Annotated in this window: 25 protein-coding genes; 11 read left to right on the top strand and 14 right to left on the bottom strand. The window is 38.7% G+C overall.

Annotated features, from left to right (window positions below; translation table 11 throughout):
- Window positions 1-6: 6 nt before the first annotated feature.
- A complete protein-coding gene (locus A5816_RS00990; protein ID WP_002313429.1) occupies window positions 7-387 on the bottom strand; it encodes a VOC family protein in 381 nt (126 codons plus the stop codon).
- A gap of 331 nt (window positions 388-718) precedes the next feature.
- Here A5816_RS00990 and pnuC point away from each other — a divergent pair, with 331 nt between their 5' ends.
- Window positions 719-1,468 (top strand): nicotinamide riboside transporter PnuC, encoded by a 750-nt coding sequence (gene pnuC, locus A5816_RS00985; RefSeq protein WP_002287078.1) that lies wholly within the window; start codon window positions 719-721, stop codon window positions 1,466-1,468.
- A 43-nt stretch (window positions 1,469-1,511) separates the two neighbouring features.
- Here pnuC and A5816_RS00980 read toward each other — a convergent pair whose 3' ends face one another.
- Together A5816_RS00980 and pcp are read right to left on the bottom strand one after the other, a co-directional pair.
- Window positions 1,512-2,789 carry a hypothetical protein gene (locus A5816_RS00980; RefSeq protein ID WP_086310499.1) on the bottom strand — a complete coding sequence of 426 codons (1,278 nt, stop codon included), beginning with the start codon at window positions 2,787-2,789 and terminating at the stop codon, window positions 1,512-1,514.
- 78 nt (window positions 2,790-2,867) lie between these two features.
- Window positions 2,868-3,512: a pyroglutamyl-peptidase I gene (gene pcp, locus A5816_RS00975; protein WP_010732053.1), complete on the bottom strand. Its 645-nt coding sequence runs from the start codon at window positions 3,510-3,512 to the stop codon at window positions 2,868-2,870.
- A 234-nt stretch (window positions 3,513-3,746) separates the two neighbouring features.
- On the opposite strand from pcp, the gene A5816_RS00970 reads away from it, so the two are divergent.
- From A5816_RS00970 to A5816_RS00960, 4 genes are all read left to right on the top strand, one after another.
- Window positions 3,747-4,208 carry a lactococcin 972 family bacteriocin gene (locus A5816_RS00970; RefSeq protein WP_256925895.1) on the top strand — a complete coding sequence of 154 codons (462 nt, stop codon included), beginning with the start codon at window positions 3,747-3,749 and terminating at the stop codon, window positions 4,206-4,208.
- Window positions 4,209-4,293: 85 nt separating this feature from the next.
- Complete coding sequence (locus A5816_RS00965; RefSeq protein WP_256925891.1) at window positions 4,294-5,934, top strand: bacteriocin-associated protein; 1,641 nt, start codon at window positions 4,294-4,296, stop codon at window positions 5,932-5,934.
- Window positions 5,886-6,278: a hypothetical protein gene (locus A5816_RS16450; RefSeq protein ID WP_256925889.1), complete on the top strand. Its 393-nt coding sequence runs from the start codon at window positions 5,886-5,888 to the stop codon at window positions 6,276-6,278. The genes A5816_RS00965 and A5816_RS16450 overlap by 49 nt, the downstream gene beginning before the upstream one ends.
- A gap of 7 nt (window positions 6,279-6,285) precedes the next feature.
- Complete coding sequence (locus tag A5816_RS00960) at window positions 6,286-6,939, top strand: putative bacteriocin export ABC transporter (RefSeq protein ID WP_086310498.1); 654 nt, start codon at window positions 6,286-6,288, stop codon at window positions 6,937-6,939.
- Between the two features lie 338 nt (window positions 6,940-7,277).
- Here the strand turns inward: A5816_RS00960 and A5816_RS00955 are convergent, their stop codons facing one another.
- Both A5816_RS00955 and A5816_RS00950 read right to left on the bottom strand, forming a co-directional pair.
- Window positions 7,278-8,222, bottom strand: a complete 945-nt coding sequence (locus A5816_RS00955; RefSeq protein ID WP_002373987.1) for a DUF979 domain-containing protein — start codon at window positions 8,220-8,222, stop codon at window positions 7,278-7,280.
- 1 nt (window position 8,223) lies between these two features.
- Window positions 8,224-8,910 (bottom strand): DUF969 domain-containing protein, encoded by a 687-nt coding sequence (locus tag A5816_RS00950; protein ID WP_010732049.1) that lies wholly within the window; start codon window positions 8,908-8,910, stop codon window positions 8,224-8,226.
- Window positions 8,911-9,377: 467 nt separating this feature from the next.
- Between A5816_RS00950 and A5816_RS00945 the strand changes: the two genes are divergently transcribed.
- The 3 genes from A5816_RS00945 to A5816_RS00935 all read left to right on the top strand — a co-directional run bounded on the left by A5816_RS00945 (window position 9,378) and on the right by A5816_RS00935 (window position 11,534).
- Window positions 9,378-9,698 (top strand): multidrug efflux SMR transporter, encoded by a 321-nt coding sequence (locus A5816_RS00945; RefSeq protein WP_002308356.1) that lies wholly within the window; start codon window positions 9,378-9,380, stop codon window positions 9,696-9,698.
- Window positions 9,699-9,858: 160 nt separating this feature from the next.
- Entirely contained in the window at window positions 9,859-10,764 is a 906-nt protein-coding gene (locus A5816_RS00940) for an ABC transporter ATP-binding protein (RefSeq protein WP_086310497.1), read from the top strand.
- Window positions 10,761-11,534, top strand: coding sequence for an ABC transporter permease subunit (locus tag A5816_RS00935; protein ID WP_086310496.1), 774 nt, complete (start codon window positions 10,761-10,763; stop codon window positions 11,532-11,534). The genes A5816_RS00940 and A5816_RS00935 overlap by 4 nt, the downstream gene beginning before the upstream one ends.
- Window positions 11,535-11,710: 176 nt before the next feature.
- Here the strand turns inward: A5816_RS00935 and A5816_RS00930 are convergent, their stop codons facing one another.
- Window positions 11,711-13,135 (bottom strand): basic amino acid/polyamine antiporter, encoded by a 1,425-nt coding sequence (locus A5816_RS00930; RefSeq protein WP_002306103.1) that lies wholly within the window; start codon window positions 13,133-13,135, stop codon window positions 11,711-11,713.
- 210 nt (window positions 13,136-13,345) lie between these two features.
- On the opposite strand from A5816_RS00930, the gene nrdI reads away from it, so the two are divergent.
- The gene (gene nrdI / locus A5816_RS00925; RefSeq protein WP_010732046.1) at window positions 13,346-13,792 is read left to right on the top strand and encodes a class Ib ribonucleoside-diphosphate reductase assembly flavoprotein NrdI; all 447 of its coding nucleotides are present in this window, start codon (window positions 13,346-13,348) and stop codon (window positions 13,790-13,792) included.
- 191 nt (window positions 13,793-13,983) lie between these two features.
- On the opposite strand, the gene A5816_RS00920 is transcribed toward nrdI, so the two are convergent.
- The 7 genes from A5816_RS00920 to A5816_RS00890 all read right to left on the bottom strand — a co-directional run bounded on the left by A5816_RS00920 (window position 13,984) and on the right by A5816_RS00890 (window position 22,251).
- Complete coding sequence (locus A5816_RS00920) at window positions 13,984-14,427, bottom strand: hypothetical protein (protein ID WP_086310495.1); 444 nt, start codon at window positions 14,425-14,427, stop codon at window positions 13,984-13,986.
- A gap of 179 nt (window positions 14,428-14,606) precedes the next feature.
- Window positions 14,607-16,589, bottom strand: coding sequence for a glucose PTS transporter subunit IIA (locus A5816_RS00915; RefSeq protein ID WP_002308350.1), 1,983 nt, complete (start codon window positions 16,587-16,589; stop codon window positions 14,607-14,609).
- A gap of 13 nt (window positions 16,590-16,602) precedes the next feature.
- Entirely contained in the window at window positions 16,603-17,499 is an 897-nt protein-coding gene (gene murQ, locus A5816_RS00910) for an N-acetylmuramic acid 6-phosphate etherase (protein WP_002306098.1), read from the bottom strand.
- 2 nt (window positions 17,500-17,501) lie between these two features.
- Entirely contained in the window at window positions 17,502-18,563 is a 1,062-nt protein-coding gene (locus A5816_RS00905; protein ID WP_002373997.1) for a DUF871 domain-containing protein, read from the bottom strand.
- 211 nt (window positions 18,564-18,774) lie between these two features.
- The gene (locus A5816_RS00900) at window positions 18,775-19,302 is read right to left on the bottom strand and encodes a histidine phosphatase family protein (protein WP_086310494.1); all 528 of its coding nucleotides are present in this window, start codon (window positions 19,300-19,302) and stop codon (window positions 18,775-18,777) included.
- Window positions 19,303-19,368: 66 nt separating this feature from the next.
- Entirely contained in the window at window positions 19,369-20,871 is a 1,503-nt protein-coding gene (gene eat(A) / locus A5816_RS00895) for an ABC-F type ribosomal protection-like protein Eat(A) (RefSeq protein ID WP_086310493.1), read from the bottom strand.
- A 258-nt stretch (window positions 20,872-21,129) separates the two neighbouring features.
- Window positions 21,130-22,251, bottom strand: a complete 1,122-nt coding sequence (locus A5816_RS00890) for a glycerate kinase (protein ID WP_086310492.1) — start codon at window positions 22,249-22,251, stop codon at window positions 21,130-21,132.
- Window positions 22,252-22,376: 125 nt separating this feature from the next.
- On the opposite strand from A5816_RS00890, the gene A5816_RS00885 reads away from it, so the two are divergent.
- Entirely contained in the window at window positions 22,377-23,318 is a 942-nt protein-coding gene (locus A5816_RS00885; protein ID WP_002374006.1) for a 2-dehydropantoate 2-reductase, read from the top strand.
- A gap of 142 nt (window positions 23,319-23,460) precedes the next feature.
- On the opposite strand, the gene A5816_RS00880 is transcribed toward A5816_RS00885, so the two are convergent.
- A complete protein-coding gene (locus tag A5816_RS00880) occupies window positions 23,461-24,357 on the bottom strand; it encodes a hypothetical protein (protein ID WP_010732040.1) in 897 nt (298 codons plus the stop codon).
- Between the two features lie 268 nt (window positions 24,358-24,625).
- Between A5816_RS00880 and A5816_RS00875 the strand changes: the two genes are divergently transcribed.
- On the top strand, window positions 24,626-25,966 hold the full coding sequence (locus A5816_RS00875; protein WP_002374011.1) for an amino acid permease: 1,341 nt from the start codon (window positions 24,626-24,628) through the stop codon (window positions 25,964-25,966).
- Window positions 25,967-26,008 lie beyond the last annotated feature (42 nt).

Below are 26,008 nucleotides of genomic sequence, written 5' to 3'. Positions count from 1 at the left end.
TTATCTTTATTCGTGTAGTTCTAACGGCAACCCGTCTGGATCAAAGAAAAAGGTCATTTTTTTACCTGTAAACGTATCTTCTCTTACCGGTTCAGATTCGATCCCTAGGGAATGCAATTCTGCAATTGTTTCTTCGATATCGTCTACTTTGAAAGCAAGATGACGCAAGCCACAAGCTTCTGGATAGTTTGGTCGTTGTGGCGCATTGGCAATTCCAAAAATCTCCAATTCGGCACTTCCTAGTTTCAGATCTAATTTATAGTCATCTCGTTCTTTGCGGTAGTTTTCTCTGATTACTTCAAATCCTAATTTATTAACATAAAAATCACGTGATTTCTGATAATCTGAAACAATGATGGCTACATGATGGATCGTTGTAAGGTTCATATGAGCACTCCTATTCTTTGTTTAAATTCACATCTACATTATTCTCCAGTTCCATTGTAAATGTGTCAGCTTGAAAAAAATAGCTGTTTTTTCTTTTTATAAGAAAAAAGGCAAAAAAAAAACAGAAAGTAGGTCCTCCAAGACACTCTTCCTGTTCCCAATATAATAAATGAAAGTAAGAAATTATATTTTCAAGAAAACAAACAGAAAATTATCATAACACAAATTATTTATAATTGAAAGACTAGTTTTTTTTCAAGAAAAGCATACAATAGATTGTGTTAGTAAATACAGAACACACTACATTTAGTGTCTTAAGGAGTCCTCATACATGAAGTCATATTTTCAGTTTTTAGCTCATCAGCTAAAAGGCTGGCCGCAACAAAATTATTATCTTTTCTTTTTCAGTCTTGGCTGTCAGGTCATGACTCTTGTCAATAGTCCCATCACTTGGCTGTCCGTTATCACATTTATCGGTACCACGCTTGGTGTACTGTGTATTTTATCCATCAATGCGGCAAAATCAGTCAACGGTATTTTAGGTATTTTGTCTGCGATTTGTTTTATTATCGTTGGATTTTCAGCAAAGAACTATTTAAGTATCGGTGAACAGATTGCTTATATGATCACATTGGATATCCCCGTATTGTTAAGCAAAGAATGGAATCATAATATGGCTTCAAAAATCCGAAAATTCACTGGAAAAAGCTGGTTTATCGCAATCATCAGTACTTTCCTTGTCTATCTTGTTTCAGGATTCCTGATTGGTCGTTATACAGATGATCCTCGCCCATGGGTAGATGCCATTGCTTTTTCCATTAGCTTGACTGCTGGTATCATCAGTTTCTTGCGTTACAATAACCAATATTACTGGTGGTTAGCTTCAGGGCTTGCACAAATGGTCCTTTGGTATATTTCATTTACGCATGGATCTGCAAGTTTGGCGATGTTCGTGAACAGCTCTGTTTACTTGCTGAATGATGTCCTTGCATTTACCGTTTCTCCTTGGTATAACCAAAAAGAACGTGAACGTATGCAAAAAATGGAAGAAGAATACTACAACGCACAACAACACGCATAAAAAAGCTGGCTTTCTCTCTAAAAATAGAGAGAAAGCCTATTTTTTATAGTAATTCCTTCAGATACTTTCTTGCCTCATCATTGAAACGCAGTGATTCTTCTAACTTCTGATAATATTCTAACGCTTGTTTTTGCGCTTCAGTAAAACGATAATGTTTTCCTTTCCATTTGTCGATTGTCTCTTGTACATTCCCAGAATGGATATCCTTCACTACTAGCTGCCATTTTTCTTTTGAGACTGTGTGCCCTTTCTTATCAGCAAATTGTACGGCTTCTCGTTCTTTACGCAATACTTTTAAAAAACCATTTCTGACTATCCGAGGAATGCTGTCGAAGAATCCTTCCGTAAAACCATAGCGACAATATTGCTTCCAAATAAATAGATAGATTTTTGGTTGGATGAACCGTTGTTTTTTCGCAAAATATTCCATCTGAGCAATGACTTCTGGTGTTCGCTGACGTTTTGTCTTTCTCAATGCGGAAATAAACGTTTCAAAATAAGCATTAGGATGTGCTGGCACTTCTTCATAAACGATGGATTGCCAATCTTTACGTAAAAATGTGCGATAGTTGTTCAAGAATTCTTCTACATCCTTTACTAATTCTTCTGCAAAGTCGTCAAACAGTTCTTTCTTTATCTGTCGCTTTTTTGGCTGCCCATTGATGTGTTCACTGATTTTCTTGATTTCATTTTCCAATGCTTGATAATCCGCTATGTAAATCGGCATTTCTGCTTGGCGAAATTCTGCGAGACGCTGTGCTAATTTTATATCCGGTAAATATGGCTGTTTCATCCGTCGATTTTGGTATAGGACAAAACAGTATTTTTGCCATAGTTCTTCAGGAAAATCGATATTCTTTTGCTTAAGCCATAATAATTCATCTAAGGCCAGATCGACTTTTGTCATTCCCTGATGGATCGAAGCTGCTACTGTCGGAGAAACATGCAGGTGATCGGCAAAGTGGTTGATACCTAGCTTTAGGATCTTTCCGGTTTTTGGCGATTTGACGATATATTGCACTTTTAATTCTCTCCCACATTCGCAATACAATTTTTGCTGGCTTCGTTTTGTTCGAAAAAACGGATTGATCTTGAAGTCAGAAAACACCCAATCTGTTGCGGACAAATAATGTTCTTCCATAAAACGAGAGCTGATTAGATATCGGCGGTGCTTATCGACTAGTTCCCGCTGTTTTTTTGTTAATTTTGCATAGATCTCCCAACGTTGACTACTTGTGTATTGTTTAGAGATCTTAATAGGATAGCTTTTGTTGATTTCTTTTGGAAACCATTCTTCAAAGACGGATTGCCATTCTTCCACAGCTATTTCTTTCCTTTCTAATTACAAAAAGCTGGCTACTAACATAACGTTAGCAACCAGCCAGTGTTTCTTGCTAAATTAGTGAGTTGTTCCGGCATTCCCGGAAATATCTTCTTTATTTTCTACTGCTGCTTCAACTGCATAAGTTAAAGAAGAAGCAATGTCTTCCAGAGACATTGAAGGTGTACCCACTGGACGATCGATCACTTGATCTGGTGAGAATGGTACGTGGATGAACCCACCGCGAATTGCAGGGAATTGCGTTTCGATCAAATGAAGCAAACGATACATGATATCGTTGCAGACAAATGTTCCTGCTGTATAAGAGATGTACGCTGGTAGACCATGATCTTGTACATTTTTTGTCATTGCTTTGATTGGCAATGAAGTAAAGTAAGCGGCCGGACCGTTTTCTTCTAAAGCCGTGTCGAACGGCTGATTTCCTTCATTATCAGGGATTCTTGCTTCTGCTAGATTGATTGCGACACGTTCAAACGAGACTGCTGACCGTCCACCTGCTTGTCCGACACAGATCACGACATCTGGTCGGTACTGTTGGATGGCTTCTTTGACTACTTGACTGCTTTTTTCGAATACGGTCGGCACTTCCACTTTGATGATTTCAGCACCGCTGATTTCATCTGGCATTTTCTTTACTGCTTCATAGGCTGGATTCACTTTGTCCCCACCAAATGGATCAAAACCTGTTACTAGTACTTTCATCTGTTGTTCCTCCGTCCGATTGATTTAACATATGGTTATCTTTTATCTTACCATTTTCCTTGAACAGCGTAAATAAAGGAAAGAAGAGTTTAAATAACATAACAGAGCAAACTTAATATATTCTTATAAAAAAATGGTGTTCCACTACTTTGAAAGCGGATTATTTCGCTATAAAATAAAGATTGTCTGATGGAAATATCACCTATACCATTTATTAAAGAAAGGAAGTAAGAAATGAAAAAAATAACATTAGTTTGCAAAATAGGACTTCTTTTAGGAAGTACCGTCATTAGCATGGTGCAAGCAGAAGTACATGCTGACACAGTCACAGACTCAAAAAACGAAATACGGATAACCGAACAAATGCCTCGATCAGGCGGGGTCATTTTGGATGATAGCGGGAAAGTGATTAGCACGACAGATCCCTCTCTCATAACAGATGTCCCTTTAGAAAGCAGAGGATCTGTCCATATCCACCGCGGACATTGGACATACGGGACACATAGTTGGCCTGTTATGCCAATAGGACAAAAACGTGCTTGGTCAAATTTCAATCATTATGATAAATTCCACTATGCAACAGCAGTGGTTGGAGGTAGAAGATATACTGCTTATGCTGACCGTAACATGTATGCCTATGCCACTGTAGTAGGTGATAGCAAACACACAGGCTTAGCGTATTACGGCTGGTGGTAATCCATCTTTAAGTAACTACACTGATGTTTTCATCAGACATCATTAAAAAATTGCTACTTATTTTAACAGTAAAGGATCACATTTCATGAACAATAAACTTATTCGGTTGAATTTATTCGTCCTTTTTTCTATCCTTTCATTCATGATTTTCTTTTATGTCCAAGAGGTGGCACAAGAAAGGATCATCGCCGACAGCTATTCACTTCCTGAACAATACCAATCGTTCGATCTACCTCGAACGATCCAAGACGATCGACAAAATTTTACGAGAAATCTGACCATTTTGCTCGAAACGGCAGAAGAAGAACAGTTGAACGTACTTTTTCGTGAAACAAATTTCACACCCAAAATCACGAACGGAAAGCCTGACCCAAGTGTTGATTTAGTCGTGATCGACTATTTTTCCAATGAGCCTGATTTGAGAACGCTGCTGAATCATCCTTCAGCAAAACACCTCTCAACCCAACACCTCTCAACCCAACACTATACGATCAATTATGCTTCATTCAATAATCATCCATTGATAGAGCTGCCTTCCTTTAAAGAAGCGACGAAATTTGTAGAGAGCCAAAATTCAGAGCAGGTATCCGCGTTCATCGAAAGCTTGACGACTAAGTATAATGAACTCTATCAACCTTCATTCACGGTGCAGGATTTTCAATATACAGATTATCCAGAAACCATCATATTGCTTGATCATCGCCCTGTGAGAAACCTGATTGTTATCAGTCTGATCTTCTTTCTGTTATTCACCGCTCTATGGCTATTCGACAATGCAAGGAAGTTGTCGATCCTACGATTGAACGGACTCTCTTGTGCGACGATCTTGTATAAAGTACTGATAAAACATCTACTTTTCCTGTTCGGATCGTGTTGTTTGGTCCAGCTAATTTTTGATCCATCGATCTTCCTTTTGAACATGTTCCACCAATTCGCTTTTTTTACCGTATCTATCATTAGTTTGCTATGTGTCATTTATTTCTTATGCACCACTTCTTTTGTGGAGAATCTAAATAGGAAATCGTATGCCAGAACCTTTATTTTTTCACTTTATTTCTTCAAGACCATCGCCTTCGTCTGGTGCTTGGCAAGCGTCCTTACACTTGTAGAACTGGTCAATCTGTCGCTTCTTCCTTCTACGTATCCGGATGAATTTTCTGAGTATGCGGTATTTTATAATACCTATTCAGGGAAAAACAACCATGAAGTCATCAGTATCGAAAATAATGTATTAAGCGCTCAACAAGACCGCTTGTATCAATATCTAGAAGAAAACGGGATGCTACTGATTGGTACAGTCAGTTACTTTATGGAAGAAAAAGAAATCAACCGCAAAATTTGTGTAAATGTCAATTATTTGCAAAAATACCCGATCATCAGCGTAACTGGACAAAAAATAGCGATCTCTCCCGAGGAAACACAACGTGTCTTTCTAGTACCGGAAAGATTGGAGAACCAGTTCCAAGAAATCAAAGAACATTACTTGCATGGCTACTTTCTGGATGAATCACAAGCTGATTTTTATCTCATCCGGTCCAAACAAGAAATAACAGCGCGGGGAATCTCCGGCAAATCATTACTGGTGGTGGATATTTCGACCCAGTCAAAGTTCCTATCACTCAATCGATCGAGAAAACATTTGAACCGATCAAAAAGGTACTGGAAGAAAATTATTTATTGGACAACTACCCAGTCCTCACTCCGCTTTCAGAAATCAAAAAAGTAGATTTACATTTCGGAATCAAACGACGTAGCCTGGAAATTCTCTTCGCACTTTATCTTTTGATCACGATGATTGCTTATCTCGTGCTGATCTCTTTGAAGATCAAAAAGCAGAAATATACGATTTGGCGATTGAATGGTATTTCCATGATCAAAACTTATCGTATGATTTTCTTGCCGTTTTTCATACAATATGGTGCATTGGTTTTATATACGACTTTCATGGAGGCGCCTTTTGCTTGGCTCCAAAGTCTGATTCTTTTTTCTATCTTAGAGATAGGAATGATTTTCTTCACCTTGCACCGTTTGGAAAGAAAAGAAAAAGCAACTATATTAAAAGGAGAATGATAGCCTGATGCCTCTCATCCAATTAGATCATGTAACGAAAACCTACAAACAAAAACTTGTCCTTGATGCTGTCTCCTTGTCGATCGATCAAGGAGAATTTTGGACGATCCACGGAAAAAGCGGTGCAGGAAAATCCACCCTATTGAATCTTTTGGGACTTATTGATTCATTCGACGAAGGAACGGTCTCGCTCTTTGGAAAAAATGCGCCGAAAATCAACAGCAAAGCAGCTCTTTTACTACGGAGAAATAAGATCTCCTATCTTTTCCAAAATCATGGATTGATCGAAGATGAAACGATCATGGACAATTTGAACATCCCCTTCATCTATCGAAAGACCAGACGAAGAGAAAAAATCAAGCTGCAGCAAGAAGCTCTTGCCAAGGTTTCCTTAGACTATCCATTGAAAACAAAAGTTTATCGTCTTTCTGGCGGAGAAAAGCAACGCCTAGCTTTTGCCAAACTCCTGCTAGAAGACAAAGAACTGATCCTAGCAGATGAACCCACTGGCTCTTTAGATAACGAGAATCGTAACCATATCTTGGATCTGCTATTCCAACAGCATCGCGCGGGAAAAACAGTCATCGTTGTGACCCATGATCCTTATATCATCGAAAAAAGTCCACGCTCTTTTTCGATAGATTCTTGGCAAGAAATATAAAAAAGGTTGTGAAAAAGCTGTCCTGCATCAAGTAATAAGAACAATCAAAAAAAACAGCTTTTCATGTTTTTGATTTGATTGAACTTATTACCGCAGATGCAAGCTTTTGAATAGCGTGTATCTGAGATTGTGAAATCAGCGCTCTGACCTGAGTATTAGAGAAACAAAAAGGGGGTGTGACTAGTGTCACACCTCCTTTTTCCGAACAAATGGTGTTCCAGAAGTAGCTTCTTCGAAAAATAAGCCGAAATGCCACAAAAATTCGAGAAGCCATTTTTGTCAATTTCTTCTTATTTCTTGAAGCTGACCACTTTTGGCACAACCTCTTCTTGCCTCTTTTACTTAAATAAAATCATATAAGCAATTTGGAAAACCAGCATAAATAACGCAATAAACAACTGGTTTTTGATCACGCCGTATTTGTCTTTCATTTCCAGCATCGCTACAGGCACGATATTGAAGTTAGCAGCCATTGGTGTCAGCAAAGTTCCACAAAAACCGCAAGTCAATGCGACCATTCCTATTAACGCTGGATTCGCTCCATGGCTAAATACGAATGGTGCACCGATACCAACCGTCATCACGGTGATAGCCGCAAATGCATTCCCCATGATTACCGTAAATATCACCATGCCAAGAGCATAAATGATGATACCGATGTTCACATTTCCTTCTGGAACGATCGTACCTACGGCATTGGAAATCACTGTTCCAACTCCGGCACTTGTAAATACCGCACCAAGAGAAGCTAAAAGCATTGGCAACATACTTAACGGCCCTACTGTGCCCAGCATATCTGCTGCGTCATCTAAAAATGTGCTTGGGCGATTATCTCGAGAAAAGAACATCAAGATCAGCATAGCCGCAAAAACACCGACACCCACACCGACTAAAGCACCTAAATTGGTGAATAAAGCAAACAAAATCGCAAAGACACCGATACTCAAAGCTGGAATAAATATTTTCATTCCTAGTTTGTCTGACATTTTTTCCATATATTCTTTTGATGGAAGCCGGCTTTCTCCTTTGCTGACTCTCTTAGCAATCGCCGGTATGGTCATCGCAAAAATCAAACCACCGTTCACGATTGCCGGAAGCCATCTTCCTCCTGCAATAACTACCCCTAAAACCGTCCAGAAAAAGGCTGAGCCGTAACGATGAGGATTGGTTTTATCTGTTAAGTTTCTTACTCCAGTGTAAATCAACACAAGTCCCATCACGATATAAAGGATCTCCAATAATTTATCACCTAACAAAATATCAGGATTTGTAAAAAAGTCCATCTTATTGCCCCTTTTCTGAATAATATTTCTTCGCTAGCTTCTTTTCTTTAAGATAGAAGTAGACACTTGCCACGACTAAAGCCGTGATAGCCACTGGAACTTCCACTAAAGCAAGCTGTCCCAATGTTACGTCATATCCTAGATCCTTCAATGTGGATTGGACTAGCAATGCCCCTGCTCCTCCGATGAACAGTACTTGTCCAAAGAACCAGCAGACATTTTCCATAGCTGAAGCCATCCCTTTTAGTTCTTCTTCATGCTTCGGATGGACTTCTAACCCTTTTGATTCGATGGTCCCCAATGCCATAGGTAAAATGATTGGTCGAACAAATCCAGCAACTCCACCAAAACTCACGTTAAAAGCTGCAAAGATCATTCGAAAGATCCCATAAATATCTACGATCATACCAGCAGATACTTTCTTGAATCGCTTGATCAAGGAAGCCGCTGATTCTTTCAGACCATTTCTTTCAAGCGTTCCTGTCGCCAACATAATGATGATGAAAATCGCCATCCCACGATTGTTCACAAAACTTGTGCCTAAAAGTTCTAACATTCCTTGAATGCCAAGACCGCCAGTCAAAGCTGTCACAACTAAAGCAACCATTACGATCAATATCGAATCTAATTTAAATGCGAACCCGAGAATAACGATCAATACGCCTAAAAGGCTAAGATAATTTTCCATGTATTTTCCTCCATAAAATGACAATATTTTTTTAATTATAATGCAAAACACATAAAAAATATAGCTGTTTTCTCACGAAATAGACACTATTTTTAAATATTTTTCGTTATTTTTTTATTATATAATTCGCCTTACTTATTGTAAGATAAAGCTTTTTTCAATCTAATGCTCGATAATAGATAAAAACAAGGAACAGCTACCGTTTTTTTTAAATTATTTATAAATAACAGATTAGTTCTATGCTGTTGAAAAGTATTTATTTTCCGCTAATGATGTATCTGTCAATGCTTGATACACCTTACTAAAAAGTATGAGATTGCCGATATCTGGATAGGTGTGCTATACTACAGAAAAAGATATACGAACTGCCACCGGGTAGGATAAAGAGGATGATCATTCCATTAGGTCTTTGAAGGGATGATTTTCCTCTTTTTGTGTATTTTTTATAGTTAAGGAGGAATGTAAGTATGGCATGGATGGAATTAATCATAGCAGGGATTTTGGAAGTATTCTGGTCAACGATGATGAAATGGAGTGATGGTTTTTCCAAAGTCAATTATTCTTTCTACACAGTGATTGGCATGATTGCTAGTTTTTACTTTTTGTCAAAGGCAATCAAAAGTTTGCCGATGAGTCTCTCTTATCCTATCTGGACAGGGATTGGCGCAGTTGGTTCGGTCATTATTGGTGTGGTCTTGTTTCATGATAAGCTAAATCTTTCCACTTGGTTCTTTGTCGGGTTGCTGCTCATCAGCATCATTGGCATCAAGATCACTAGCGGTCACTAGATACTTAGACAAGCAGACAAGGACTGATCAGAAAAAGCGGGGCTTTTTATTTGATATTCCTCTTTCTATGAAAAAACAAGAAAATAAGACTAATGACCTAGCGACTTCTCTGCTCATCAGGTGTATGCTTGTACTATCTATAGAAAAGGAGTGAATATTTTTGAAAAGTCTTTCGGTCCAAGAATTATCCAAGAACTTTGGTCACAAACAAGCCCTCAGCGATGTCAGTTTTAGCTTATCTCCTGGCAAAATCGTTGGATTAGTAGGTCCTAATGGCGCTGGAAAAACAACAATCATGAAAGCTATTTTAGGACTGATCCATTACTCAGAAGGAACGATCCGTATTGGTGAAAATGAGATTTCTCCCTCTAGTCATAAAGGATTAGAACAAGTAGGAGCATTGATCGAATATCCGGGTATCTATCCATTCTTAACAGGTTATGATCATCTGAAGTTATTCTCTGAAACAAACGATGTATCTGCTATCGACACTATCGTGAATCAGCTCAAGATGGAAAAGTACATTCACAAAAAAGCGAAATCCTACTCGTTGGGAATGAAACAAAAATTGGGAATTGCTCTTGCCTTACTGAACCATCCATCTATCGTTATTTTAGATGAGCCGATGAACGGTTTGGATCCACAAGCAACAAGAGATGTGCGAAAAATCATTACCGACTTGGCTACTCAGGGCACCTCTTTCTTGATCTCCAGTCACTTACTCAGCGAGCTTGAAAAAATGGTCGATGAGCTGATCCTGATCAATCAAGGAAAGATCATCAAACAATGTACAATGGCTGAATTGAACCAAACAGCGCAAGATTTCATCGTTATCTCTACAACAAATGATCAAGCTGCTCGAACGATCTTGACAGACGCTGGATATTCTTTGGAAGATCCTGATAAAATCAAGCTTCTAAAAGAAAACGAAGAATTATTAGGAACTGTGATCCAGTTATTGTCTGCAGAAAATATCCATGTGACAGATGTTCAGCATCTGACGAATGATTTGGAATCTTCCCTATTGGAAATTCTGGATTCAGTAAAGGGGGAAGAGGAAAAATGACATTGCTTGTAAAACAAGAATTATTTAAATTGATCAAGAAAAAGTCAACTGCTGTTTTATCTGTTCTATTAGTCGCTTTGCTCATAGGAACAGCACTTCTAGCCAAAAAATACACGACGATCATTGATCCAGTTGAAATGACTGCTCAGCTTTTCAGTGCCACATCTTGGATTGTCTTTATCATGATTGCTGCTGCAAGTACGATCATTTCAATGGAATCACAATATGGTACATTGAAAAATCTCCTTTATCGAAAGTATTCTCGAGGAGAAATATTAGTAAGTAAATGGATCACATTAGTTATTTATTCTATTTATTTATACCTTTTAGCTATTATTGTCACCGTGTTGATGAAACTGATCCTTTTCCCTTCGATTTCCTTTACGGAGAAGATTTCTACTGGTCAGACACTAATCCAAAGCTTGTTCACTTATACTTTGGGTAGTTATATCGGTTTATGGCTGATTTTAAGTTTAGTGTTGATGATTGCTTGTTTTATCAATAGTTCCGGTGCCTCCATCTCAGCAGGGATCGTCTTTTATTTTGCTTCATCAATCATATCTGGTATCCTCATCGCACTCATTCAAAAATGGGAGTGGATCAAATGGAATCCAATCAGTATGCTGAATCTGCAAAACCAAATTGGCAACGAAGAGATCATGAAGCAATGGACTCATCTTTCTACTAATCAAATGCTGTTTGGCAATTTAGCTTACATTGCTTTGTTCTTAGCATTGGGATACCTCGTATTCAAGCGAAAAAATGTATGATGGTTCATTAAAAAAGAGGTTGTGACAGAAGTAGTCAGTTTCAAGAAATTTCGGCTTATTTTTAGAAGAAGCTACTTCTTGAACACCATTTATTCAAAAAAAGGAGCAGTGACACCATTCGTGTCACCGCTCCTTTTTTTGAATAAACGACAGGCTCACAGCCTCTCTTTATACTTCTATACGTGAAGCATCCCAGTGGCAAATAAAACCATTGCGATTACTCCGACCATCGTCACACCGATAAGTAAAATCTTATCTAAGTGGATATGTTGTACAGGTTCGTTTTGCTCTTTACGTGCTTTGAGGTAAAAATAAATGCCTGGTAAGAAAAGAACAAGAACAAGCATCACTTCATTAAAGGCTACGACTAGCATGGCCCATACTTGAAAAGCACTTGCTAAAAACCCTACTAAAAATTGGACCCATTCTTTCCGCTGATAAGAAAGCTTCATTTGGTACAGCCCTAAGAAAAGCCACGTGAAGAAAATCGCTGCTGTACCAAGTGTATAAGCAAAGTTATACGCACTGTCAGTGAATAATAATGAAAGTAAAAAGACATTCGTACATAACGTCGTCAATACGATAGCATAAGTTGGTGCCCCATTTTTGTTGAGTTTTCCCCATGCTTTAGGCAAAAGTCCGTCCTCAGCCATATTCCCCATTGTTTCAATCGGCAAGATCGTCCATGAGAGCCAAACCCCAACTAAAGAAATGATCAAACCGCCGTTGATCACGACCGCCCCCCATTTACCAACCATCATTTCAAATACATATCCCATAGCAGGTTGCGCTTTGATCGTTTGCAGCTGATTCATCGTCATTGTGCCATATGGAAGCATGGAAACCAAGACGTAAATAATGATCAAACCGAATATTCCTAGAATCGTTGCTTTCCCAACATCCGATTGTTTTTTTGCTCGTGAGCCTACGACAGAAGCTCCTTCAATACCAACGAATACCCAAAGCATCACCATGATGCAACTCAATACTTGACTAGAAAACGGGATCGGCTGCCCATTCGCATTCAATATGATATCGCTAGAAAAGTTATTAATGAATTGTTGGATCGAAAAGGTGCTGATAGCTACTACAATAAATAAAAATAATGGCACTAATTTACAAAATGTGACGATAGCATTGACAAAGCTAGCATTTTCAACTCCCCGATTCACTAGCCATGCATATCCCCATAAGAAGATCGTACTCATCACGATCGATGCCACATTTTGACCACCTTCGAATACGGGGAAGAAATAACCTAATGCACTCATCAACAAGGTTGCGAACGCCACGTTTCCTAACCAGCATGTGAGCCAGTAACCCCAACCGCTGATAAAACCAGCGAAACGGCCAAAACCTTCTTCTGCGTAACTAAAGATCCCGCCTTTTAAATCTGGACGTTTTTTATTGATATTATTGATTGATAAGGAGAGCATCAACATTGCTGTTCCTACGAGTACCCAGCTGAAGATAGCTGGGCCACCAGCCGATCCGGAGATGTCCGTCATAATACCAAATACGCCACCTCCAATCGCTGAACCAATCACTAAGGCAGCAAGTGGAATCAAACCAATTCCTTTTTTCTGTTGCTCTGTATCCATGTAAGCATCCTCCAAAGTAAAACCGCTTTTATCAAAAAGTATAACAAACCTTTTTTATTTTTACTTAATTAATAAAAACTTTAATAGAAATATAATTCTACCGACTTTTTTCTCATTATACAAGCAAAGCGCCTAGTCCCTTTCCAAATTACACCACCAAAAAACTTAAAAAAGATGCTATACTAAAGGGAAAGAATTGGGGGATGAGCCATGAACATTTTATATATATCGATTTCAGGAAATACGCGTGCTTTTGCCAAACATCTAGCAGAATATGCTGAAAAAATGCATGCAGAAAATCCTGTCAATCCTGAAGTTACTTTAAAAGAAATCCATGAAAATAGCGATTTTACGAAAGAAACAGAACCATTTTTTACTTTCGTTCCTACTTATTTAGACGGCGGGAATGGGTTAGACAACGGTGACACAGAAATCTTGACCGAAACAATGCGCGAATATCTGGAATACGAAGACAATCATAAACTTTGCCTTGGTGTAGTCGGTAGCGGTAATAAAAACTTCAACAATCAATATTGTCTGACAGCCAAACAATACGCACAAAGATTCGGCTTTCCTTTCTTGGCAGATTATGAATTACGGGGAACACCATCTGATGTGGCACGCGTTTATCAAATTTTGGCAGAAAAAAATAAATAACACAAAAGAATAAGCTGGACACCTCGATACATTTTTTAGTGTTCAGCTTATTAAAATTTTTAGCTACTACTTGTATATTTTTTATTATTCTTTATTTTTATAGAAACGATCTCAATAAAAGCCCTACACATACACCCATAATAAAAACAATTATTAATTGCCATTTGTTTTTCATCATTAATTATCTCCGTCTAAATTTGTGCTGAAAAAGGTCTTCCATTACCTCCAAATATTCCACCATTAGCATAGTGTACCGTCGATAAGTTAGAAGTAAATTTATTATTATTATACCATATTCTAGCAGCATTCATCGCATTTGCAATATGTTGTGATACTGGTTGCCCAGTCCTATAAATAATTATTCCATCAACAATATAGCCTACTACTATACCAGCTACAAACACGGTAACTTTACCTAAAATTCTTGGTTGAACTCTCTCATTCAACATATCAGCTGGAATATTATCATAATCAGCCTCAAAAACTGGACTTGTTATTGATAGAGTACTGATTCCTTCTTTTTCATTACTTGATATTTCTGATGCATTGACTGTGACTGTTTGGCTAAAAATGGCTACTGGGGACAATATAACTGGCATGATAGTGACTAGACATAAGAAAAAATTTTTTTTCATACAGCTATCTCCTAATTATTTTTATTTTGATACATCTATAATTTTACCCTAAAAGGAAGCGTTAACTTGAACTACATTTTCTAAAAAATAAAAAAACTGGAACAAATAAAAAAAGGGCTGCGACAAAAAAGTGTCACAATCCCTTTTTCCGAATAAACGTTTTTTCCAGAAGTATCTTATTAAGCTTTGACATCCATCACAGGTGCTTTTGCTTTCGCTTTACCTGTTTTTTCCAAGACAAAGTTTTTTACACGATCCATATTGGTTACCAAGACGATCATGGAGGTTTCTTTGTCTGCTGCTTTGATTGCTTCTAGGTCAGCTTCTGCTACAAGCGTATCAGGTGTCACTTGCTGTCCTTCTGTTACTTTCACATCGAATGGCGTACCGCCTAAGTCAACTGTGTTGATGCCCATGTGAAGCAAGATTTCTAAGCCATTTGGTGTCGTAATGCCGATAGCATGTTTTGTTGGGAAAACAGAACTTATTACTCCAGTAACCGGAGAATAGATATGTCCGTTTTCTGGTTCTACAAAGTAACCTTCACCCATCATTTTTTGTGCAAAAACTGGATCACTTGCTTTATCTAAAGAAACTACTGTTCCGTCAGCGACTGATGAGAGGATAGTCACACTTTCAGCTGAAGCTTGAGGTACTGCTTTTTCAGGTACTTCATTTACTGTGGCTGTTTCGGTCGCTAGTTCTTCTTTTTCTAAACGGTCTTTAGGAATACCGAAGAAGAATGTAGCAACGAATCCACCAGCGTAAGCGGCCAATAAACCAAGGATATAGCCTAACCATTTACCATCAGAGATCAATGGGATCAAAGCGGCTCCTGAAGGTCCAATAGCGATTGCTCCGACATTTCCGATCATTCCGATCACTGCCCCACCGATACCTCCACCGATACAAGCAGTAATAAATGGACGTCCTAGAGGTAATGTTACTCCGTAAATCAATGGTTCGCCGATTCCTAAGATTCCGACTGGTAAAGCCCCTTTGATCATTTCTGTTAATTCTTTGTCTTTTTTGCAGCGGATCCATAATGCCAATGCTGCACCCACTTGTCCTGCTCCGGCCATCGCAAGGATTGGAAGCAATAAGGTACGACCAGTTTCATCAATCATTTGTACATGGATTGGCGTCAAGATCTGATGTAGTCCGAACATGACCATTGGCAAGAATAATGTACCTAGAACGAAGCCGGCAAATGCTCCTCCAACACCAAGTACCCAGTTGATCCCACCGACCATGCCGTCAGAAATGAACCCTGCTAAAGGCATGATGAAGAAAATTTCGATCAGACCGATGGCAATCAGTGAAAGAGTTGGCGTAACGATGATATCTACTGCATCAGGTACTACTTTATGCAGTTTTTTCTCAACGATTGACAATAACCAAACTGCGAAGATAACACCTAAGATCCCGCCTTGTCCAGCTGCAAGAGCTTCACCGGTAAACAAGTTTTTCAGTGGTGCTTCCGGATTCATCCCTGTCAGCATCACAACAGCCCCGATAACTCCACCAAGCGTTGGCGTTGCACCAAAAACTTGTGCAGCATTGATACCTGTATAGATAACTAGATAGCTAAACATCCCGTTTTTCAAGATGTTCATCACATCGATATATTGTTGCCATGTTCCTGCGTCTAGTGTTCCAGCTGTGACTAAGTTTGCTAAAACTGCGGCAATCCCTGCCACGATCCCAGTGCCGACAAATGCAGGGATCATTGGTACAAAGATATTAGAGATGTCTTTTAATACCGATTTGATTTTAGAGGGTTTTTGTTTCGATTTTTGTGCCGCTTTCATTTCTTGTGCCCGTTCGTTTACACGGTCTTTTCCAGATGCAGAAGAACTTGCTGTAGTTGCACTAGCAGAAGGAAGTTTTTCTCCTAATTTCACGCCTGCTAAGTCAACCATTTCCTGCGCTACCTTGTTCACTTTCCCAGGTCCGATGATGACTTGGAGCTGTTCATCCTCTACTACGCCAAGTACTCCTGGAATCGCTTTTAATTCCGAGACATTTACAAGATCATCATTGATGACCTTCATACGTACACGAGTCATGCAGTGGACAATGCTTTCAACATTGCCCATACCGCCTGCTCCTTGATAAATTTGTTTTGCCAGTTCTTCCAAAGTCAATTCGTTTTTTGCCATGGTCTTTTCCCCCTCATAAGGTTCCTTTTACAAAACCGTTTGCTTCAGCTAATTTTGCTTGAGCTGCCTCTTTATCACTATTTGTCAAAATCATGACGATAGCCAGTTTGACATTTTGATCTGCTTCTTCAAAGTACTTTTCAGCTGTTTCGTAGTCAGCTTCTGTCGCTTGCATGATGATTCGTTTTGAGCGTTCGATTAGTTTTTCATTTGTTGGTTTGACGTCGACCATCAAGTTATTGAATACTTTACCGATACCGATCATACTGATAGTAGAAATCATATTCAAAATCAGTTTTTGTGCTGTTCCTGACTTCAATCGAGTAGAGCCTGTCAAAAATTCTGGTCCTGCATCGACTTCGATTGGGAAATCCGCATGCTTGCTGATTTCTGCTTGTTTATTGCAAGAAATCGTTCCTGTAACAGCACCAATCGATTTTGCGTAATCTAATCCACCAATCACATATGGTGTACGACCGCTAGCTGCGATACCAATAACTATATCATTTTTTGTTAAATTCAGCTTGATTAGATCTTCTTGCCCTAATTCATAAGAATCTTCGGCTCCTTCGACGGCTACAGTCATTGCTTCTTCTCCACCAGCAATTAGACCTATGACCATTTCCGGTTCTACACCGAATGTCGGTACACATTCAGCAGCATCTAATACACCAAGTCTACCACTCGTTCCAGCTCCCATATAAATCAAGCGACCACCTTTTTTAAAGGATTCAATCGTGTTGGCGATCACTGGCTCGATACTTGTCAGTTCTTTTTCAACAGCAGCGGCCACTTTCTGATCTTCTTTGTTCATTAGTTGGACTGCTTGAGAAATACTCATTTCATCTAATCCAAAAGTTTCTTGGTTTCTGCGTTCCGTTGTTAGGTTCTCTAAATTGATTTTGCTCATTTTTATCTTCCTTCTTTTCTTATAAATTGATAGTTCATACCAGCTTTGATTTGGTTGATCAGCGGTAGTTCTTCTTTGATGACTTTGGCTACTACATTCACTTTTTCATCCGCTGGCAAATCATATTTAGTTAATTGGATCTCGCCCATATAGCGCAAATACTTTTCGTTATCTAAAGTAATAGATCCTTTCATACGCTTAGCTGTATTTCTTACTGGGATTGGCGGAATCTCTCGAAAACGCGCATCTGCGCTTCGTATGACATCTCTTGCATCATCTTGCCGATTCGTATGTTTTCCTAATATATATTCGTAAAAATCTTCATCTACAGGTTCCGTATGGAGCAAGACTGTCTGTTCTTTTTGGAAAGAAGCAAATTGCTCCTGAACGTGTTCTGACAGACCTGCATCTCCGATATAAACAATATCCGTGTTACTTGCTAATAGATCAAGAGCGCCTGCAAGAGGATGGATTCCTCGATGTTCTTCCAAAGTCGGCAATCCCTGATACAGTGGACCTCTCAACTCTGTATCTCCTGGTACAAAACCTTGGACAAGGAATCCTTGAGTTTTGAGCCATTGATTTTTTTCCTGATACCATTCTTTGTCCAGCCCTGTTTCAGGACGTGGATAATAATTATGCCAAGCTTCGATCTGTGAGAAATCAGCCTCTGCTTCTTTCAACTCATCGATATCTTTAGGCGTGATCGTGCTGGCATTCAAACTGATTTTCAATTGATGAGACCAGTCAGCGATCTGCTGATTAGAAATATGATAATCCATTCTTAACCCTGTTACACCAATTGCTTTCAAGGGTGTTAGATCTTCTAATGAAAAGCCAGCTCGTTTCAATGCCTCTCCTGAAATATCGACCATCAACTCTAGTTTATTCTTTTTCGCTTCGCTTCCTAGTTCGATCAATCGATTTTGATAAGCCGAAACATCATCTTCCGGTATATGCATGGAAGTGAAAATACCGACAAAGCCATTGGATGCCATTTGGCGGATATACTGTTTCTTCTCTTCTGACAAAGAATCATTCATAAATATTGAAAAGCCAAACATATTATCCCTCTTTTTCTGTATCCGTCTTCATTTCTATGACTAGAGTATATATCTAAAGAAACAAAATTTCAATACTTTTATTAAAATAATTAAATTTCATTTCTAAAAATTAGGTTTATACTGCCAAAAGAATTGTCATAACCTAAAAAAAGGCACTGCTAAGCAAAAGCAGTGCCTTGAAACATTTTATTTAAATAACAAAAAATCCTAATTACTCATAAGAAACCAATTCTGTATTGTCTACCATGAATGTAAAGAACCCTTCATTAGGCATCGGATGAAAATAAGCATTGATCACTCTTATCAAGGCATTATGACAGACTAACAAGTAGACATTTTCTTCGTCTTCCATGCATTCTTTCAATAAAGGAACGATCCGTGCGTACACATCTAAGACCGACTCTCCATTTGGGAAACGTACAGCAAACGCTAAACGCGCTTTTTGAAAGTTTTCATCTTTGCTTGGCAGTCCATCATAATCCCCAAAATCCATTTCTACCAATCGCTCATCAGCGGTCATTGGCAAATTGAGACGATCAGCTACTGCTTGTGCTGTATCTCTTGCTCGTTGAAGAGGGGAATGGATGATTTTCGTGATCGGAACAGGCAAATCTACTACCTTTTCTGCTAGTGCCTGTGCCTGCATCTGTCCTTTTTCAGTCAGCAGCACATCTGCCCGCCCGCAAACTAATCCTTGTGCGTTCCAAGTTGTTTCTCCGTGTCTCGTTACATAAAGCATGTGATTCTCTCCTTCGTTGACAAAGTTCTCCTTAACCATACCTTGTTGTCTTTGAGATTACAAGGTTTAGATTTTCTCAAGAGAAATAATCTCAGTAGATACTTTATCTAGAAAGGTTTGATCATGTTCCACTAGTAACATAGCAGGTTTCACGTTCAAAATCAGTTGTTCTAATTGTTCTTGATTGAAGACATCCAAATAATTCAATGGTTCATCCCATATATATAGCTCAGCTGGTTGTGATAAAGATTTAGCCAATTCCACTTTTTTCCGTTGCCCCATACTCATCTGTTCGATTTTGTTATGAAAAACATCTCTTTCCATCCCAAGCTTTCGGAGATTATTCAAAAATGCTTGGTAGTCTACTTGGTTTTTCTCCGCGAATTCCGCCAATGTCCCTCGATTGTCTTCATAATTTTGGCGTACGTAACTAATGGTCAAATGTTTGGGCTGGGATTTTTCTCCTACAACCTTGCCGTTGAATGTTCCCAGAAGATAATGGATAATGGATGACTTTCCCGCGCCGTTAGGACCTGAAATTGCTACCCGCTGATGAGGTTCAATCGTAAAATGAACTGGCTCGAATAACAGATTTTCATACCCTAATTGAAGATTTTCTACGCTTAACAGCCGTTTATGATGAGACACTTGGCTATTCATCGTCAAAGCATCGATATACTCGATATCTTTTAATAATTTTTCTTTCTCACTGATCTGGGTTTCCATCCGATTCACGATTGCTTTAGATCGTTTCATCGTCCGTGCAGCATCAGCGCCTACTGCTCCTTTATTCACTCGCCTAGATTCCGTATCGATGAATCCGACTTTTTTCTTTGTTTTGTCTCCTTCACGGGAACGAGACCATTCTGCTTTTTCTGCCGCTGTTTTCTTTAGCCTGCTGACTTCTTTTTTCAATTTTTCATTTTGAGCTATTTCAAATTCATCACGAAGTTTTTTCTGTTCTTCATAGATAGAGAAATTCCCTTGATAAAGTTCCAGCTGGCTCTTTTCGATTGCTAAAACATGGTCCACTACTTCATCGATAAATCCCCGATCATGACTCACCACGATGAATCCTTGTTTTTTCTTTTTCAAATAAGCCGCTACTTGTTTTCTACCAGAGATATCCAAATGATTCGTTGGTTCATCGATTAACGGGAAATGAGTGTCATCCACAAATAAGAGTGCCAGTAGGACTTTTGTCTTCTCTCCTCCTGATAGTGTGCTGAATTCTCTCCATAAGATTTCAGGATCTGTTTGCATCAGTTGGAGCTCTCTTTCAATTTCCCATATCTCAAAATCCGTAATCTCATTTAATACATAATAGGTCAAACGCTCTTTTTCTTTTGTTTGCTGCGGGAAATAGACAAACGCTTGCTGATGGATCACTTGCCCTTGATAAGGGAGTTTGTTTTGCAGGATATTCAGTAACGTTGTCTTTCCTCGACCGTTTCGTCCGATAAGTCCTAGTTTCCATTGTGTGTCAAAGTTTAGATTGGCTTGTTCAAATAATAATGTGCCTTGGCTGTCATAGCCGAATGTCAGATTTTTTATTTCGATTTTAGACATTATTCCATCACCTCGTAAAAAAAGACCAGTCCTATTTTCAGAACTGGCTAAAGAGGATGCAAGGGTTTGGTGCACACAAAAAGACCCATACATCGAAAGAACCAAGCCAATCCTGAAAATCTGCACACTGCTCCCTTGTCTCCACAAGGTACAGTCTGAATGCAGCTTTCATCAATCGACTTAATTTTTCAATGCACGGATCCCTCACTTTGTCCTATATTTGAAATTACGATAGCATAAAGAAATTGATTTTGTCAACTACTTCGGGAGGATGGTGAAAAATCTGCTGAGTGTCTGTCCTAAGATTTTTGTTTTTTCTAATGTTTGCCTGTGTTCCATTGCTTCCTCTAAATCGATTGGTCCTAATTGAATGCTTAAGACAATGGGGAGAAAATCAGAGAGTCCTTCCAACTCTTGTTCTCTACTTCCGCAAATAGCGATTATTGGTTTTCGATATTTTTTTGCAAGCACTGCTACGCCATATGGAACTTTTCCGTGGATTGTTTGCTGATCAATCCGCCCTTCTCCTGTAATGATGACATCTGCTTGTTCGATCTGTTTTTCTAATCCAGTGATTTGGCTGACCAACTCAAAACCAGAGACCATCTTCGCTCCTAACAAAAAAAGGGCTCCGCCAATACCGCCTGCTGCTCCGCTTCCTGGGATGTCATCTAAACCCACCTCCCAAAAATCTTTTATCTGCTGAACAATCTTTTCTGCTTGTTTATCCAAGAAAGCTAACGTCGTATCCGTTCCTCCTTTTTGTCTTCCAAATTGCCAAGCAGCTCCTTGTTGACCTGTATATGGATTGGTCACATCTGCAGCGATGATCACTTTTACTTTAGAAACAAGAACGTTCCTTCGATCCAAATGAAGTTTTCTAGTAGATAACAAAGGATTTCCTTCTGTGTACCCTTCTAAAGAAGCACCCAAGGATTGGAGTAATCCTAGACCACCATCGCTACATCCGCTTCCTCCTAAAGTGACAATGATTTGTTCCACTTCTTGAAGCAGTGCATCTTTGATAAGCTCTCCCAAGGCATAACTAGAAGCAAGTCGGATGGTTTGATCCGTTGGTTTATCAAGTAAATCTAATCCTAATACTTGTGCAGATTCAATGACTGCGGTATTTTTTCCTTGCCAGTTCGTCAATAAATAACTGATTTTTCGCTGACGAAATAAGAGATCCATCCCATCAATCGTACGCCAGGTTCCCCCGAGCGCGTAATAGATTGCTTCTGCAGTATTTTCTCCGCCATCTGCAATCGGCACATTGATTTTTCTTCCTTTACGGTCTTCCCAGCCATTTAGAACTGCCTGATTTAATTCAAATGAAGAAGCACTTCCTTTAAATGAATCGATTGCCGCCAAAATATCCATCTATATCCCTCACTTTCTTCTTAAGTAAGACACTTTTTTTCACTTTTTTCAAACAAAACAATGCTATTTTCTTCTGTTTTTCTATATACTAAAAGGGAACTCATTGAATAAAGGAGAGAAAAAACATGAAAATCGCAATAGCTGGAGCCGGAGCAATGGGCAGCCGAATCGGATTGATGTTGCATCAAAGCGGAAATGAGGTCGTTTTGATCGATCGCTGGCCTGCTCACATTGAAGCCATTCGTACAAATGGATTGATTGCTGACTTTAATGGCAAAGAAGTAGTTGCAAAACTGCCAATCTATTCACCAGAAGAAATCATCGAAAGCAACGAACACGTGGATTTGATCGTAGCCTTGACAAAAGCGAATCAATTAGATGATATGTTTCGTTCGATCCAATCCATTATTACTGAGAATACTTATGTTTTGTGTTTACTGAATGGATTAGGTCATGAAGATGTACTGGAAAAATATGTACCAAAGAAAAATATCTTATTTGGAATCACGATGTGGACAGCTGGTCTAGCTGGTCCCGGAAAAGTCACATTATTAGGTGATGGAGAAATCGAACTAGAGAACTTGGAACCAGAAGGCGAAGCATTTACAAAAAAAGTTGTAGAAGTCTTTCAAGAAGCAAAATTGAATCCAATCTATAGTCATAATGTTCGTTATTCCATTTGGCGAAAAGCTTGTGTAAACGGAACATTAAATGGATTATGCACGATCTTGGATTGTAATATTGCTGAACTAGGTGCGCAAAAAGCGGCAGAGGGCATGGTTCGAACGATCGTATCTGAGTTTGCTTCTATCGCAGCAAAAGAAGGAATCACATTAGATCAAGAAGAAGTGTACCAACATATTGCTTCTACTTATGATCCTGACAACATCGGGTTGCATTACCCATCTATGTACCAAGACCTGATCAAAAACCATCGTTTGACTGAAATCGACTACATCAATGGTGCCGTTTGGCGAAAAGGACAAAAATATGATATTGCTACACCATATTGTGCCTTTTTGACCCAATTAGTCCATGCAAAAGAAGGAATCCTTGGCGCAGAATAAAAGGCTCTATGATGAGAATCAGCTGGATCAGCAGCTGGTTCTCATTTTTTAACCCCCATGAAAGATCAAAAAGAAAAACACAATTCTCATGTTGCCATAAGAATTGCGCTTGTTTATTTTCATCTATGATTGGTTGGCACTTTTATTTATTTTTAACAGAGGAAAGATCGTATTCATATTGTTCATAAATAGCGGAGTCAGTAGTGAAAAATCGTTTTGCCCAATTTTCTGCATCAAAAAATTCCAACAGTTCTGATGGGATTGGCTGAAATGGCGTATGCAGAAATTCCGGTAATTCATCTAAATCACGTTCTTGAAGCAAAAAAATATTTTCAGGATGATAAAACTGATAATGAGCTATGGCTTGATTATCTGTCACTAGCTTCTTTTGAAAATACATAGATTCAAACGTTCGCAAAGTCACGCCTTGCTGCCCTTCCCGCAACAGTTCTAGAATCCCGCTCGATTCCCCAGTCTTTTTCAGATACTCTTCATAAGTAAGGTATCCAGGTTGTTCATTTCCTCGAAGCGGAAGAATAAAGTAATTGGTCGTAACACCTCTTTTTGTAAATTCCTGCTTATATTTTTCTGCCCGTTCTTTTCTGCCGTTATTTGTTGCACCAAAAAAAAGATCCGTCTTTGGTTCGCTAGAAGAAAAATCCATATGTTTCGAATAAAAGGAACTATTATGTTTTAGTCCAAGTTCTTTCGCTTCCAAAAAATCAAAATGATAAATCTCATCGATTGCCGGTTCATCTTGTGCCTGTTTCAGCATCGCCTCGTGTTCTGCTTTGAAGTGGTTCCAAAAAAATAACACGATTTTTGCATTGGTAAATGGACGCACGCGTCGAGCCATCTCCATATCAAATCCATAATCTAAAAAAACGATCAGCTGATAATTTGCCAACTGTTGTCGAGCTGATTTAATGAATTCCGACTGTAGTAAATCTTTTCCGGACCAAACATCTAAAGAGCGGATGGAAGGAAAAAAATAAAGTGATTTATTTTTCGCAACTAGCAATACGTCGTTTTTGTTCATCTGTTCCGCCTCACTTTCTCTGTCACTTTTTCCTATGATAGCCTGTTTAAATAGTAAAAAGCCAGTAAAACGCTTCCTATTATTTTTATAAAAATTTAACATTTCTATGAAAATACGATGAAATAAATCATTCTTCCATTAAAATATGCCTAAAAGTTTTCTGAATAGTTGTAATTGTCTGAAAATTTGTTATCATTAGTCATTGTTATTATTACTATTTATTCTTACTATACATTTTGATTGTGAATTTAAAAGAAAGAGGTTATTTATGGAAGATAAAAAATTGAAAAAACAACTTAGCTCCCGACATATCACCATGCTAGCTTTGGGTGGAGCGATTGGTGCAGGTCTATTTAAAGGAAGTGGCGAAGCGATTGGAATCGCCGGCCCTTCTGTATTGATCGCTTTTTTGATTGGCGGCATAATTTTATATATCGTGATGAAAGGTCTGGGAAAAATCGTTTTAAGTGGTGGCGATACGCACCACGGATTATCTGGATTGATTCGTCCATATCTAGGTGCTCATTCTGCCGATTTTACCGATTGGGTCTACTGGTCCATGTGGATTATCAATATCATTGCTGAAGCTGTTGCAGCTGCTTCCTTTTTACAGTTGTGGTTCCCCCACATCCCAGCTTGGGTATTTGTTTTTATGTTGGCTGTTTTAACTACTATCATCAATCTTTATTCGGTACGATTATTCGCAGAGACAGAATATTGGCTGGCCTTTGCTAAAATCAGTGTCATTATCCTATTGATCATTTTTGCGGCTTATCTTGTCGGTCAGCAAATGTTGGGTACTGGTGTTTTCCCTACCCTTCAACAATTAACTGATCATGGTGGTTTTACTCCCCATGGTATGAAGGGAATCATCAGTTCTTTGCTTGTAGTTATCTATTCTTACGGCGGTTCTGAGCTGATTGCTATCACAGTAAGCGAAGCAGATGATCCTAAACGTGCGATTCCTAAAGCAATCAAAGGCGTCATGGGAAGAATCATTTCCTTTTACATTATTCCTTTATTTTTGCTTTTGATTATTTTTCCTTGGAATACTTTAGCAGGCACGAACGTTAGTCCTTTTGTGATGGTATTTGAGAAAATGAATATTCCATTTGCAGCAGATATCGTCAATTTCGTGATTGTTCTTGCTCTGTTCTCGTCTATCAATTCAGGTGTGTATGCTTCTTCGAGAATTTTGTTCTTCCGCTTGAAAGATCGAAAAGGTTCCTCTAGAAAACTAGCTGTTTTAAACAAGCATCAAGTACCGCAACGTGCTGTGCTGTTTTGTACCAGTGTTCTTTATCTAGGTGTGGCTCTTTCTTATTTTGTCGGTGACAAATTATTTGGCTATCTGGCAGGTTCTCTTTCCTATACAGTATTATTGATCTGGATCATTATCAGTGCTGCGTCCTTTGTACTGGCACTAAGGAAAGGAACGTTATGGGACAAAGGAATCAGCTTTTTTGCATTAGCAGTCTTAGGGTTGATTTTCCTCGGTATCCTCTTCACGAACTCCATTGGGGTAACTGTATTGACCGGTTTGCTTTACCTGTTCATTTATTTCAGTTATCAAAAAAAGAATGATGCTTTCGTCTTGACGAATGAATGAAACCAATAGAGAATTTTATTCTATTTATATTGAATAGCTAGA

Origin of the sequence: Enterococcus sp. 3G1_DIV0629 (assembly GCF_002141285.1) — a bacterium.
In the GTDB taxonomy this organism is placed as follows: domain Bacteria; phylum Bacillota; class Bacilli; order Lactobacillales; family Enterococcaceae; genus Enterococcus_B; species Enterococcus_B lactis.
This window is presented reverse-complemented; position numbering and strand designations above follow the sequence as displayed.